Here is a 14,926-nt window from a genome sequence, read left to right on the forward strand (position 1 = left end):
TGCCCGGTGGCGCGATGCTTTCCGGGCTTACAGGCCCCGTAGGCTGAATCCGGCAACAAGTGATTTCCCATAAGGAAATTACTGTTGTCCAAATGGCAACTCGCACAGACAATCCTCTCCCCGTATTCTTAGCGCCACTTTCCTCATGAGGTCGCTATGACACGCTTTCTAATCTGCAGTTTTGCCCTGGTACTCCTTTATCCCGCCGGTATTGATATGTATCTGGTGGGATTGCCCCGTATTGCTGCCGATTTACAAGCCAGCGAGGCTCAGTTGCATATCGCGTTTTCGGTCTACCTGGCAGGGATGGCGACGGCAATGTTGTTCGCCGGTAAAATTGCTGACCAGTCGGGTCGTAAACCGGTCGCCATTGTCGGTGCGGTGATCTTTATTATCGCCTCGGCCTTATGTTCATTCGCCGGGAGCGGCACACCGTTCCTGGTCGGCCGTTTTGTTCAGGGCGTCGGTGCAGGTTGCTGCTACGTGGTGGCCTTCGCCATCCTACGTGATACACTCGACGATCGCCGCCGCGCGAAGGTGCTGTCGCTGCTAAACGGTATCACTTGTATCGTGCCGGTACTGGCCCCTGTGATGGGGCATCTGATTATGCTCAAATACCCCTGGCAGAGCCTGTTCTACACGATGATGGGCATGGGTGTGGTTGTTTGCCTGCTATCAGTGTTTATCCTGCGAGAATCGCGCCCAACGACGCTCCCGGCATCTGTGCAAAAGAATCAAGCCACCGAATCACTGGTAAACCGTTTTTTCCTTAGCCGTCTGGCAATTACCACCCTCAGTGTGTCGGTAATCCTGACCTTTGTGAATACCTCTCCGGTGCTGCTGATGGAGGTGATGGGTTTTGACCGCGGTGAGTACGCCACAACAATGGCGATGACCGCGGGTGTCAGTATGGCGGTCTCCTTCTCAACGCCATTCGCACTAAGCATATTTAAACCCCGCATCCTGATGCTGACTTCACAGGTATTGTTCCTTGCTGCGGGCATCGTGTTAACCCTTGCCAGTACGCACGCGGTAATGTTGTTCGGACTAACCTTAATCTGCGCCGGATTCTCAGTCGGTTTCGGCGTTGCCATGAGCCAGGCGCTGGGGCCATTCTCGCTGCGCGCAGGCGTCGCCAGCTCGGCATTAGGTATTGCCCAGGTTTGCGGTTCATCGTTATGGATTTGGTTGGCCGCCATCCTCGGTCTCGATGCGCTGAATATGCTGATCGGGATTCTGATTGGCTGTAGCATAGTGAGTATCATGCTGATTATCACTGTTGCACCAAACCGGTCCACGCCAACTCATGAAGAAATCCCTCAGCAGTCTCGATCTTAATTTGCTGCTCTGCCTGCAGTTGTTGATGCAGGAACGCAGTGTCACTAAAACCGCCAAACGGATGAACGTCACGCCGTCGGCGGTCAGCAAATCGCTGTCGAAGCTGAGAGCCTGGTTTGACGATCCGTTGTTTGTTAACACCCCGCTGGGGCTAACACCAACGCCGCTGATGCTCAGCATGGAACAGAGCCTGGCGGAGTGGATGCAGATGGGCAATCAATTGCTCGATAAGCCGCACCATGAAGCACCACGTGGGCTGAAGTTTGATTTGGTGGCTGAAACGCCGCTGGTGATGATCATGTTTAACGCGCTCTCCCAACAGATCTACCAGCATTATCCACAGGCAACGATCAAAGTGCGCAACTGGGATTACGATTCGCTGGATGCCATTATCCGTGGCGAGGTCGATATCGGCTTTACCGGGCGTGAAAGTCACCCACGCTCACGAGAATTGCTGAGTCTGCTCCCGTTATCGATCGACCACGAGGTCCTGTTTTCCGATCTCCCCTGCGTCTGGTTGCGTGAAGACCATCCGGCATTGCAGGAAGAGTGGAATCTGGAAACATTCCTGCGCTATCCCCATATCAGCATTAGCTGGGAGCAGAGCGACACCTGGGCGCTGGATGATGTGCTTCAGGAGATGGGGCGTGCGCGTAACATCGCATTGTGTCTACCGGGCTTTGAGCAGTCTCTGTTTATGGCCGCGCAACCCGATCACGCATTGATAGCCACCGCCCCGGTCTATTGTCAGCGTTACAATCAACTCCACCAGCTTCCGCTCGTGGCACGTCCAATGCCTTTTGATGCTGCGCAACTGGAAAAAATGCGCGTACCGTTCACCCTCCTTTGGCATAAACGCAACAGCCACAATCCTAAGATCGTATGGCTGAAAGAGACGATCAAGGCACTCTATCGCGAGATGTCATGAAGACCCTTTGCTATATTGTTGTTTTATTGACCGCCCTGGCTGTGGAAATGTAAATGTCGCGTAATGTATCCCGATTCCGTTTACTTTTTGGGCAGTAAAGCCTGCCTATAAGCCGCGTAAATGTTACTCTGATAATAATCACGGACCATTAATCACGGAGCGAAAAATGGCGACACATTTTGCCAGAGGGATTCTTACGGAGGGACACCTGGTTTCAGTTCGTCTCCCTACTCCATGTCATTTTGAAGCAAGAAATCTACCCACTTACCGCCGAACACGCTTTCTGGCCTCCCGAAGCCTTCTCGCTGAACTGATGTTTATGCTTTACGGCACCAGCACATTGCCTGAGATTGTTACCGAGGCGAAAGGGAAACCTATTTTTCGCGATAAAAACCTGCCTGGTTTTTCGATTTCCTATGCAGGGAATATCGTCGGCGTCGCGCTTACCACAGAAGGTTCATGCGGCCTGGATATGGAACTTCAGCGCGCGACCCGCGGGTTCCATACCCCAAATGCCACAGAAACCTACCGCTTTTCCAGTAACGAAAACCTGTGGATCAATAATCAAAACGACCCCAATGAAGCACGTGCGCAACTCATTACGTTACGCCAGAGTGTTCTCAAGCTCACTGGCGACGTGTGCAATGACGATCCGCGTGAACTCCAGCTATTACCGGGTGCGGGCCGTCTGAGATGTGCACACGTTACGCAGATAGAAGCCATTTGTGATGCTGAAGATGTGCTGGTGTGGTCGGTCGCGGTCACGCCAACCATTGAAAAACTCAAGGTTTGGGAGTTTGATGGTAAACAGGACTGGAAAAGTTTGCCTGATATCCAGACCCGCGCGAATGAACCAACGGGTCGCCTGATCCGGTTTTCACAATTATCCGCAGCAAAGAGCCATACGCATAACTGATTTAACCTTCATGATGAAACAGGAGTAACCATGTCTGAGACATTGAATGTTGTTACGTTACTGGGGAGCCTGCGCAAGGGTTCGTTTAATGGAATGGTTGCCCGTACGCTGCCAAAAATTGCCCCCGCGGGGATGGAAGTGAATGCGTTACCGTCGATTGGGGATATTCCTCTGTACGATGCCGACCTCCAGCAGGAAGAGGGGTTTCCGGCAAGTGTAGAAGCGCTGGCGGAACAAATCAGGAAGGCTGATGGCGTCGTTATCGTCACGCCGGAATACAACTATTCTGTTCCTGGCGGGCTGAAAAACGCCATCGACTGGCTGTCTCGTCTGCCCGATCAACCATTATCAGGCAAGCCAGTACTGATCCAAACCAGCTCAATGGGCGCTATTGGCGGCGCACGCTGTCAGTATCATCTGCGTCAAATTCTGGTATTCCTCGATGCGATGGTAATGAACAAGCCGGAATTTATGGGCGGCGTGATTCAGAACAAAGTGGACCCGCAGACCGGTGAAGTGATCGACCAAAGCACGCTGGACCATCTGACTGGCCAGTTAACCGCGTTTGGTGACTACATTCAGCGTGTAAAAGCCTGATAATTAATTTTGCCTACAACTCATAAATAATCCAGTAAGCGCCTATTCTTCTGGATTATTTTCTTATTTGCGTAAACCTGTCCATAAATCACTGTTGTCTGTTTTTTCCTCTTCATTATTGTGGCATAGTGTTACCAGGTATTGCTGTTGCAATAATATCAATAAATATATCTAATATTTTATTTACTGTGAACAATGGATATGCCATGGACAGGACATTTTCACATCTCAGGACCGCATTATGTAGTAGCACGCAACTGGAGAAATCCATGTATGCCTGTCTACAGTCGATACCTGATTCAATAGTTTGTGACGGTATTTTCTTTAACTATTATCGTAGTGATATTCGCTGTATCCAGTTTTTAGCATTAGCGACGCACAAAACAGCACGACTGAAACGGGATGTCATCCCGATCCCTGAGAATATTGCCAGACAATTCAATCACTCAGATAACTTCTCCACTCAACTTATCGATACTCTGAGCCAATGTCCGCTGACTGAATATGTCGTTAACACCTGCTTTCGTAATATCAAATCTCTAATCCTGATGCGTATGCACCTGGATGGTCTACGGTTGGGTGCTATGGGTATATTTAGTCACCACGCTAATGCTTTTACACCTCAACATGCTGAATTATTCGAATCAGTTCGGGGAGAACTCTCCCTGTTAGCCTTTATTGCCTTGTCCCGGCATAACCTTTTATTGAATAATACGCCTCCGGCTATTCCCGAGTTATCTGCTGCAGAAGAAAGTGAAAAATTTGTCGTCAGTCAAACTAACACCCCTCTGTTTCAGTTGTATCATTCATTGAGTAAACTGGCAAACAGTGAACTGCCTGTTTTATTACTGGGAGAGAAAGGCGTTGGAAAAAATTCACTCGCTTCCGAGCTTCAGCAACAATGTTCAAAGCGCAGTGGTTATTATGGATTGATTAATCCTCAGGGGCAGCTGATCATCATGAAAAATGGCGTCCTGAACCGCACAATAACCATTGATTTCAACAAGCCACCAGGCATTGCTTCATTTCTGATATTGCATCAGGGGTCTCTGATGATAAAAGAAATTAATTCTTTCCCTGAGCGCTGGCAAACCTTTTTACTGGCACTGCATTCAAATTACAGTGAGTATTGCCAGCTACAGATTATTGCCATACAAACACTTCCATTTTCAGATATAAAAAACGCCACCAACCATGATATATCCAGTCACTATCTGACCAGTCAAATATATGCCAATACACTTTGCCAGATCATTACACTCCCTCCGTTACGGCATCGCTATGATGATATTCCTCTGCTGTTGACATACTACCTGAGGAAGCTATCAAGCCAGTATAAACGTACCTCTTTACCTGTTCTGGGTGATGATTCACTACGCTTATTATTGAAGTATCACTGGCCGGGCAACATTACGGAATTGATCGGACTATTAGAAAACGCATTTCTCCGTTGCACGGGAAATGAGTTGCATATTTTTTTACCGAGGGAAAGGAATTCAATAGCTATATCCTCTCTTGATGACGCAATGCGTCATCATATCCAAATGGCGTTACAACAAAGTCAGGGGAAAATATCAGGTAAAGGTGGAGCAGCAGAGTTGCTTGGTGTTAACAGTAACACGCTATACAGCAAAATAAAAAAACTGGGCATTGTGGTGAAAGAAAAATAATCTGACGTCCCCTTTCCCTCTTCAGAAAAAGGGGAGCAGTCTTTATTTTTGTTTTCTGGCACGGTGGAAGCCATCGAGCATGCCTTTAATCAGCGCTCCCGGCGTATCCCCCGTACTGCACAAATAGAGATGCACGATGATAAATGCCACCATCACGACTGCCAAAACGTAATGGAGCCAGGCCGCAACCTGCTTACCCGGTAACGCAAACAGCGTTTCTGGCGTATAACTGGGGTACATCATCAGCAATCCGGTCACAATGAGCAGCGGCAATAACAGGAACATCACGCCAATATAGCCCAGTTGCTGGAGAATATTGAATTTAGCCGCTGGCGACGCATGTTCCGGATGAGGTTCCCCACGGAAAATACCATACAGATAATAGCGGATCTGACGGATAAGCCGCCCCGAAATACCCTGCCAGCGCACCCGATAATGATGCCCGTTGCCGCACATCGCCACCAGGATAAAACCCAGCCATATAACACACAGCGATACCCCTGCAATATTGTGTACATCAACCCATAGCGAGAATTTCGCGCTCACCCAGTGCAAGGCACAGCCGCTGATAATTAGCGCGGTAAAACAGAGTGCGTTCAGCCAGTGCCAGCAGCGAACAGGCAGAGTGTAGAGATATCGTTTCTCCATCGGCATATCTGCCGTGCGGCGCGATAGGATAAGCCGCCCCAAACCATGACAGAGTAGCAACACAACGAAGCCGCCCAGCGCCCAGGCAATAAAGCGATCGGCCTGGCCGCTACCGTTATTACCAATCATGTAGGTATCGGTAAACAACACGCCATCTATCTGACGAATCGCAGGAACAGGAGGCGCCACCGTCGTCAGTTTTTCCCGGAGAGAGACATCATCAAATAACCCTTTCCCCAGCAAGCTACCTGCCATGGCATTTTCATCTGGCGCGAACGTTTTCCGCCGGGCGGTAAGCAACGCTCCGTCGCCATGACATTGTTCACAACTGATGGCTTGTGAGGCAGGCAGGATGCGATGCAAAGAGGTATCTGCAGCATCAGCATGGCAGTCAATACAGCGTAAACTGGTGAGATGCTCAGCGGCATAAGGCAGTGCTGAATGCGCCATATCCTGAGACACAGAGCGTTTCCCTCCAGACAGGTTCGCAAAGACTCCCGCCCGCGAATGACAATTCGTACACATCAAATTGTCGTCGGCAACCCGTTGTTTACCTGGATGGTTTAGCTCTCCTGCCGTCATAGTGTGCGCGTTATGGCATGAGGTACAAGAGAAGAGTCCTTTGGCTATCTTTTCACTGTGGACACTCTGCTGTACGGCATGCACCGTATCGCGCATGACTACGCTATGACAACTTTCGCAGTTCTTGTCGTCATCAGGCTTCAGAACATGCGGGGTGACTGAAAATCCCGCGCTTCCGGGTTGGCTTTGATGGCAGGCGATACACGGCACTTCACCATGCACGCTGTCGTGATACTTATCTGTGGAGACAAATAAATTCTCCTGCACTTTATCCGTAGAGATCCCCTGGATATCGCTATCAGCGTGGCATGCCAGACAAGGTTGATTGAGCTGCGCTGTTGGTACTGGCGCAGAATATCCCGACAGAGGTATCCATCCCATCAGCAATAAAAATAAGCGCCTTATTAAGAATCCGCGCATGATGTCCCTCATGGCTTCATATCCGGATATTTAAAGAGATGGCAATTATTACAATAAACTACCGAGGGTTTATGTTCGTTATGACAAGCGGTACAAGGAACATCTTTGCCGTAGTGCATTGAATCATGCGGGTTGGGCTCTGCATTTTTGTCATGCGGATTGGGTTGCGTTAATTCAGCAATCTGGTCGCGCGAACCGTGGCAACTCAGGCAAGATTTGTCACTCGGTGCCGCTACGGGGGTGCTGGATCCGTGACACAACTGACACGATGTATCACGTCCGGTGGCCTCCAGTGAGTGGTGATAAGGCTTGACGTTCATTGCATTCAGTTGCTGGTGAAAAGCAGCCTCGTCGTCAGTCGCAGCGATGGCCAGGGAAAAACCACTAAGACACAGCAACAGCAGGGCTATCCATAATTTTGCCATGTTAAATTCCCTCAACGTCAAAGGCATCATCCGCAGCAGTCGCGGAGGCAACGCTAAGCCCCGCAATCCGGCCAAAAACCAGGCAATCCGCAACGGCGCAACTGCCCAGACGACTTCCACCGTGCGAACCCGCTGTCGCTTCTCCGGCAGCATACAGACCGGGGATGGGTTTACTATCCGCTGCATTGAGTACCTCTGTGCGCATACTGATCTGCACACCACCCATAACGTAGTGCACTTTGGGCCACACGCGTACGGCAACAAATGGTCCTTTGTCTAACGGAACCGCACGACTCACATCTTTCTTCATGCGATCGCCACCTTTGCGCGCAACGGCCGCATTGTAGGTCTCCACCTCTTCTTGCAGTACGTCGAAAGGTATGCCGAAATGCGCCGCCAACTGCTCCAGTGAGTCAAACTGCCAGGCGACACCATAATGCAGGGCATGTTTCAGGCTTTGTGCTAGTTTCGCACCTTCAAGCGTGGTGAAGCAGATGGGATAAAGTGGATCCCCTTTTTCATCCACCTGCGCCAGAATCCCCTCTTCACGCTCTTTACGATCGGCAAGTTCATTTGTGAAACGATGGCCAGAACGCGGGTTAACCATAATTCCGTTAGGAAAACCTGAGATGGTATTGAATTGCGAAACGTAGCCAAATCCGCGTTCGTCTGGCGATGACCAGGGACCTAGCTGGATAAGATCAAGCTGTACCGGCGTTGCGCCAATACGTAGCATTTGCACCAGGCATTCCGACGTCGCGCCGGGGTGGTTGGTGGAATCGACACGCTCATCCAGCATGGGGTTTTGCATTTTACGAAAACGCAGATCATTGGAAAAACCACCAGAACACATCACCACGCCGTAACGCGCACCGTAATGGCGAATCTTCCCGGTCTGTTCGTCTGGGAAACGATAGCCATCACGTACCGTCAGGCCAATAACGCGCCCTTGCGAATTTTGCAGAAAAGATTCCAGCTTGCATTGGGCGCGAAAAACAACACCCATTTTCATGGCGGACTCTTTTAGTGGCCGGGTGATCCCCGCCCCAGAACTCTCTACCGTTTGCAATGTACGGGGGACAGAGTGACCGCCAAAATGCTGTACGAACGGTTTATATTTTACGCCGTGTTTTAGGGTAAACTCATAGGCAGCGGTCGTGTTGTTAACGAGAATCTTTAACTGATCTTTATCATTTAACCCACGCCCAGCTTTCAGCATGTCCTTAAACATCAACTCAGGTGAATCGACGATCCCTTCTTTTTTCTGCGCAGGCGATCCGGCTACGGCAACCGCGCCGCCGTTAATTGCTGAGTTGCCGCCAAAAACGGGCATCTTTTCAATCACCAGAACGCTGCGGCCAGCCTGAGCGGCTTCAAGTGCAGCAGCCAGTCCGGCAAAGCCGCTTCCGACGACGATCACATCATAGACTTTATGGTAACGAACCGACGAAGCCGGGACGCAGTTATCTTGCGCCAGCGCCTTTCCGGTCAGCACCGTAAATGCGCCGCCGGTTGCCAGGAGGGTACTTTTCGTCAAAAAGGCTCGCCGCGACGCATTAACGGTTTTTTTCATTATCGTCATTTGCTCCCTGCTTGCGTACTGACCAGAGAACCGGAAGGAAATGATGCGACTAACGCGGATGAATCAGCAATATTGTCAGTAAAAATCCGATCCTGCACAACAAACGGTACTTTCTCACGATAGGCGGTAAAGAGTTTGCCGGTCATCTCTCCCAATTTCAGGTCAGGATTTTTCTGTTTCCGCAGATCGACTGCCTGACTGGCGTGCAACAGTTCCAGACCATAAATGCTGCGCATATCATCAGCAATTTGACTCAGACGTTTAGATGCACGCAGATTATTGGTGTAGGTATCTTCAATGGTACCCGCCATCGGTTGACCATCCAGTGATACCGGGTTAACCAGGTCGCGAATATCCGCCAGTAACGCAACCTGCGGCTTCTGAATAGCGCCGAATGCATGTCCTTGCTGATTAGTGTCGGAAGCGAGGAAGCGGCTCAGCCCGGTGAAATGATCGTCAGATAAATGCAAAGTGCGCTGAACGCTGTTATGCGCCAGATGCCCCATCGCCAAAGACAGATTCTGAATAGCCAGCGCCAGAGGCAGCGGTTCAAAATTTGACGTCGGGAAAATCGCGCCGCTGAGGGTTTCGCCATTGTCCCCTTTTGCGCTCACGAAGTACTGCTCAACCTGGCTATTTTCCGCCAACGAACGATCAGCATTCACGATTACCGCCGGGTTGTCGTCCGAGCTGTTCATCTGAATTTCCAGCATTTGCCAGGCTTCATTCCATTCGCGACGCACTTCGTTAAGAACAAATACCGTCGTTCGGAAAGAAAGCGGATCCTGTAAAGGACGTCCATCCTGATGTTGCCAGAGATAAGAACCCGTAAGCGCAGTACGAATAGTCCCGGCGGTATCCTGAATACCGGGGAAGGGTCGAACGCTTAAACTTTGGTGCAGGAATGGCGCAACGTTACCATTCAGCGCTTCCAGCGATAAACCGAACACCGCCGGAGTAATATTAATAATCTGTCTGGACTCCAGAAGAGCCTGAGCGGAATAAGCCGTTGATATCGCATTTGAAGAGAGAATCGACAGCGCATCTTTGCCAAGTGGTTCCAGCTTATCAATACCCGCCTGTTTCAGCGCTTTTGCGGAATCCATCTCGACGCCTTTCACGCGAACGCGCCATTCACCAATCATTACATCGCCAATATGAGAGGCAAGCGTTATATCAGCTTCACCCACGGAACCCCGTGAGGGCACGACGGGGGTAATATGCTTATTGAGAAACTTCTGATACATTTTGGCAACCTGCGGTTGGGCGCCAGTATTTCCCGTTAACATGGTATTCAGGCGAATCACCATCGCCAGACGCACCAGTTCATCCGGCATGTCTGGACCAACGCCTGCAGCATGCGCATGCAACGCGTTGATATTAAATTCACGGGAGGCCTGAATAACCTCCGGAGTCAGTTTTCCATGCGCATCAAACAGAGATTTGTCTTTATTGAGTCCCACGCCTACCGTCAATCCGTAAACGGGAACGCCTTTTCCAGCAGCAATCATTAAAAGTTTATTGGCTTTATCGACGCGCTCCATCGCAGTTGCAGCGATCTCAACCTGTTTTTCCCCCTGAGCAATGGCCCAGGCATCATCCAGTGTTAATGAATGACCATCCAGTGTCACACTGGTGGCTGCACTTGCGAATAGTGGAAAAAACAGTGAGACACAGAACGTCGCAATGACAGTCTTCTTCATTTCTAAACTCCTTTTAATAGAGATAAGAAACAGTAACGAAAAATGCCTGTGCGAAAGTTGAAATAGCCCCTGCATTTATTATGGCTATTTTTGATATTTCAAAAAAACAAAAGTAAAAACATTTCAATCTGTTAACAGATAATTCACCATAAGAAACCACAGCTCGCTAACACACGGCCATAAATTACAGAGATTATTTATTCGCAGAGAGATAATTTTCAGACTTGATATTTTGGGGCAGGAATAAAAGATAACCAGACAGGAGATGCTTCAGCCTTGTATGACAAAGCTGAAGCATGTTCTACATTAGTGCGCGTCGATAAACACAATCTTCAACACAAACAGCAGCGCGACAACGATGACGCACGGGCTGAGATCGCGAAAACGTCCGGTACCTATTTTCATCACGCAGTAGGAAATAAAGCCCAGCGCGATACCTTCAGTGATGGAGAAGCTAAACGGCATCATCACAGCGGTAATAAACGCCGGAACAGCTTCTGTCAGGTCATCCCACTTCACGCGCGACAGGCTGGACGTCATCAATACGCCCACGTAAATCAGCGCACCTGCAGCTGCATAGCCCGGCACCATTCCCGCCAACGGTGACAGGAAGATAACCAGCAGGAACAGCAGACCGACAACCACGGCTGTCAGACCTGTACGTCCACCGACAGAAACACCGGAAGAGGATTCAATATATGCGGTAACGGAAGAAGTACCGATAAACGCACCGGTAACAGACGACACGCTATCGACAAACAGAGCCTGCTTCATGCGCGGGAACTTGCCCTTGGCATCTGCCAGACCCGCTTTATCCGTGACGCCAATCAACGTACCGGAGGAGTCAAACAGGTTCACCAGCATGAACGAGAAAATCACACCCGCCAGGCCAATGTTAAACGAACCGGCCAGATCGACATGTCCGATAACGGACATCACGCTCGGCGGCGCAGAAACAATACCGCTGTAATGAACATCACCCAACATCCATCCCAACAGCGTGGTCACAATGATGGAGATCAGCACCGCCGCATGAATGTTACGTGACGCCAGAATCGCGATGATAAAGAAGCCCAGAATACCAAGCAGTACGCTGTGGGACGTCAGGTTACCGATAGACACCAGCGTGTCTTTGTTGGCGACGATAACACCTGCGTTTTTCAGCCCCATCATGCCGATGAACAGGCCGATACCACTGGTGATGCCCACGCGCAGACTGACCGGGATATTCGCAATCATCCAGTAACGTACGCGGAAAATCGTCAGCAGCAGCAGACCAATTGCGCCCCAGAAGATCGCGCCCATACCAATCTGCCATGACAGCCCCATCGCACCGACCACCACGAAGGCAAAGAATGCGTTCAAACCCATAGCAGGTGCCAGCGCAACCGGCAGGTTGGCAAACAGCCCCATCAGGATGCTACCAAATGCAGCAATAAGACAGGTGGTAACAAAGACGGCGCTGGTATCCATGCCAGCTACGCCAAGAATTTGCGGGTTAACAAAAACGATATACACCATCGTCAGGAAGGTGGTTAAACCGGCTATCACTTCGGTCCGTACCGTCGTGCCATGCTCGCGCAGTTTGAACACGCGTTCCAGCATCCCCTGGCCAGAAGCCTGGGTTGTGTGTTGTTGACTCATTATCAATTTCCGAACAAGGAGGGAAAATTCGTCGCTATCCTATACCAAAATGCGACAATAGGGTTGGGTTATGAGCAACTTTTTTCATTGATTTTGCTTATACGGCAACGATTGCGTCCCCCCATTATGCATTACGAAAACGTTAAACTTGTTAAAATGGAAATGACATGTCCCAGATAGAAGCCGTATTTTTTGACTGTGACGGTACCCTTGTCGACAGTGAAGTAATTTGTTCTCGCGCGTATGTCAGCATGTTCCAGGCGTTCGGCATTACGCTCGATCTTGAAGAGACGTTTAAACGCTTCAAGGGGGTAAAGCTCTACGAAATCATCGACATTATTAACGAAGAACACGGTGTCGAACTGGCAAAAGCCGAGTTAGAACCGGTTTACCGCGCTGAGGTCGCACGTCTGTTCGATACCGAGCTGGAAGTCATTGCTGGTGCGAACACGCTGCTGGACAGCATGGCTGTGCCAATGTGCGTGGTGTCTAATGGTCCGGTCAGCAAAATGCAGCATTCATTGGGTAAGCTGGGCATGTTGCATCATTTTCCTGATTTACTGTTCAGCGGTTACGATATTCAGCGCTGGAAGCCCGACCCGGCAATGATGTTCCATGCGGCGAAAGCGATGAACGTCAACGTTGAGAACTGTATCCTGGTCGATGACTCCAGTGCGGGTGCTCAGGCGGGGATTGCTGCGGGAATGGAGGTTTTTTACTTCTGCGCCGATCCGCACAACAAGCCAATCGACCATCCTAAAGTGACGACCTTTACCGATTTGGCACAGTTGCCGGAATTGTGGAAAGCGCGGGGTTGGGATATTACCCGCTAAAAAACAAAGCCGGATGGCGTTACCGCTTTTCCGGCTGACATGTCTCGTAGGGCGGGTAAGCGTCAGCGCCTCCCGCCACAAACATCACTCTTTCGGATCTTTACCCGCCAGCAGTTTATCCAGCTCATCCCCACCCACGTGACGGAAATCTTGCCCCTTCACGAAGTAGAAAATGTATTCGCAGATATTCTGGCAACGGTCACCGATACGCTCGATAGAACGCGCGCAAAACAGCGCGGTCAGCACGCTTGGAATGGTGCGCGGATCTTCCATCATGTAGGTCATCAGCTGGCGCACAATGCCTTCATATTCCTGGTCGACTTTCTTATCTTCACGGTAGATACGTACCGCTTCATCCAGATCCATACGCGCAAAGGCATCCAACACGTCGTGCAGCATCTGCACGGTGTGACGGCCCAGCGACTCCAGACTTACCAACAGCGGCTGATGCTGCTGGGAGAATTTCTCCAGCGCAGTACGGCAGATTTTATCCGCGACGTCACCAATACGCTCCAGCTCAGCGATGGTTTTGATAATCGCCATCACCAGGCGCAGGTCGCTCGCTGTCGGCTGACGTTTGGCGATGATACGCACGCAGGCTTCATCAATCGCCACTTCCATCATGTTGACGTTTTTATCGCCCTCAATGACGCGCTTCGCCAGATCGCTGTCCTGATTGTGCATGGCGGTAATCGCGTCAGAAAGCTGCTGCTCAACCATGCCACCCATGGTCATCACCTGGGTACGAATACTCTCCAGTTCAGCGTTGAACTGACCGGAAATATGTTTATTAAGGTTAAGGTTATCCATCATTTCTCCAGATGCCCGGGCATATCAACCGTAGCGGCCAGTAATGTAGTCTTCTGTTTGTTTCTTCGCGGGTTTGGTGAACAGATCGTCCGTGTTGCTGAACTCAATCAACTCGCCCAGGTACATAAACGCCGTATGGTCAGAACAACGCGCAGCCTGCTGCATGTTGTGGGTGACGATAACGACGGTGTAATCCTCTTTCAGCTCAGTGATCAGCTCTTCAATACGCCCGGTAGAGATCGGGTCAAGCGCTGAACACGGTTCATCAAGCAGAAGCACTTCCGGGCGAATGGCGATACCACGCGCAATGCACAAACGCTGCTGCTGACCACCGGAGAGAGAGTATCCGCTCTGGTGTAATTTATCTTTGGTTTCATTCCACAATGCGGCTTTGGTCAACGCCCACTGCACACGCTCATCCATATCGGCACGAGAAAGCTTCTCAAACAGACGCACGCCAAACGCGATATTGTCGTAGATAGACATCGGAAACGGTGTTGGCTTCTGGAAAACCATTCCTACTTTGGCACGCAGCAGCGCGATATCCTGGGTGTTGGTGAGAATGTTGTCACCATCCAGCAGGATTTCACCTTCCGCACGCTGTTCCGGGTACAGTTCAAACATTTTGTTGAAGGTACGCAGCAGCGTCGATTTACCACAGCCTGACGGCCCGATAAACGCCGTTACCTGGTTCTTCGCAATATCCAGGTTGATGTTCTTCAGGGCATGGAATTTGCCATAGTAGAAGTTCAAATCACGAACCTGAATCTTACCTGGGGCAGTATCAACCATACTCATTTCAATCTCATCCTCATCCAGCGCCGCCATCG

13 protein-coding genes are annotated in these 14,926 nt (G+C 50.3%); 6 read left to right on the forward strand and 7 right to left on the reverse strand.

What is annotated here, in order from left to right:
* Positions 1–156 precede the first annotated feature (156 nt).
* The 5 genes from OGX95_RS15410 (at position 157) to OGX95_RS15430 (ending at position 5,449) form a co-directional block, all read left to right on the forward strand.
* Positions 157–1,338, forward strand: a complete 1,182-nt coding sequence (locus OGX95_RS15410) for an MFS transporter (protein ID WP_286630053.1) — start codon at positions 157–159, stop codon at positions 1,336–1,338.
* Positions 1,307–2,266, forward strand: coding sequence for an HTH-type transcriptional regulator YidZ (gene yidZ, locus OGX95_RS15415; protein ID WP_286630054.1), 960 nt, complete (start codon positions 1,307–1,309; stop codon positions 2,264–2,266). Before OGX95_RS15410 ends, yidZ begins: the two co-directional genes overlap by 32 nt.
* Before the next feature lie 166 nt (positions 2,267–2,432).
* Positions 2,433–3,182 carry a 4'-phosphopantetheinyl transferase family protein gene (locus OGX95_RS15420; protein WP_286630055.1) on the forward strand — a complete coding sequence of 250 codons (750 nt, stop codon included), beginning with the start codon at positions 2,433–2,435 and terminating at the stop codon, positions 3,180–3,182.
* A 30-nt stretch (positions 3,183–3,212) separates the two neighbouring features.
* Entirely contained in the window at positions 3,213–3,779 is a 567-nt protein-coding gene (locus OGX95_RS15425; protein ID WP_003827046.1) for an NADPH-dependent FMN reductase, read from the forward strand.
* Between the two features lie 269 nt (positions 3,780–4,048).
* Positions 4,049–5,449 carry an AAA-type ATPase lid domain-containing protein gene (locus tag OGX95_RS15430; protein ID WP_286630056.1) on the forward strand — a complete coding sequence of 467 codons (1,401 nt, stop codon included), beginning with the start codon at positions 4,049–4,051 and terminating at the stop codon, positions 5,447–5,449.
* Between the two features lie 42 nt (positions 5,450–5,491).
* Here the strand turns inward: OGX95_RS15430 and phsC are convergent, their stop codons facing one another.
* From phsC to OGX95_RS15455, 5 genes are all read right to left on the reverse strand, one after another.
* Entirely contained in the window at positions 5,492–7,099 is a 1,608-nt protein-coding gene (gene phsC / locus OGX95_RS15435; protein WP_286630057.1) for a thiosulfate reductase cytochrome B subunit, read from the reverse strand.
* An 8-nt stretch (positions 7,100–7,107) separates the two neighbouring features.
* Complete coding sequence (locus OGX95_RS15440; protein ID WP_286630058.1) at positions 7,108–7,524, reverse strand: cytochrome c3 family protein; 417 nt, start codon at positions 7,522–7,524, stop codon at positions 7,108–7,110.
* A gap of 1 nt (position 7,525) precedes the next feature.
* A complete protein-coding gene (locus OGX95_RS15445; RefSeq protein ID WP_286630059.1) occupies positions 7,526–9,097 on the reverse strand; it encodes a flavocytochrome c in 1,572 nt (523 codons plus the stop codon).
* A 5-nt stretch (positions 9,098–9,102) separates the two neighbouring features.
* A complete protein-coding gene (locus OGX95_RS15450) occupies positions 9,103–10,809 on the reverse strand; it encodes an HAL/PAL/TAL family ammonia-lyase (protein WP_286630060.1) in 1,707 nt (568 codons plus the stop codon).
* A gap of 306 nt (positions 10,810–11,115) precedes the next feature.
* Entirely contained in the window at positions 11,116–12,453 is a 1,338-nt protein-coding gene (locus tag OGX95_RS15455; protein ID WP_286630061.1) for an NCS2 family permease, read from the reverse strand.
* Between the two features lie 167 nt (positions 12,454–12,620).
* On the opposite strand from OGX95_RS15455, the gene yieH reads away from it, so the two are divergent.
* Entirely contained in the window at positions 12,621–13,286 is a 666-nt protein-coding gene (yieH, locus tag OGX95_RS15460) for a 6-phosphogluconate phosphatase (protein WP_286630062.1), read from the forward strand.
* 84 nt (positions 13,287–13,370) lie between these two features.
* On the opposite strand, the gene phoU is transcribed toward yieH, so the two are convergent.
* Both phoU and pstB read right to left on the reverse strand, forming a co-directional pair.
* Positions 13,371–14,096, reverse strand: coding sequence for a phosphate signaling complex protein PhoU (gene phoU, locus OGX95_RS15465; protein WP_006687755.1), 726 nt, complete (start codon positions 14,094–14,096; stop codon positions 13,371–13,373).
* A gap of 24 nt (positions 14,097–14,120) precedes the next feature.
* Positions 14,121–14,894 (reverse strand): phosphate ABC transporter ATP-binding protein PstB, encoded by a 774-nt coding sequence (gene pstB, locus OGX95_RS15470; RefSeq protein ID WP_003023821.1) that lies wholly within the window; start codon positions 14,892–14,894, stop codon positions 14,121–14,123.
* Between the last annotated feature and the right edge of the window lie 32 nt (positions 14,895–14,926).

The organism is Citrobacter sp. Cu233 (assembly GCF_030332225.1).
Classification (GTDB): Bacteria; Pseudomonadota; Gammaproteobacteria; order Enterobacterales; family Enterobacteriaceae; genus Citrobacter.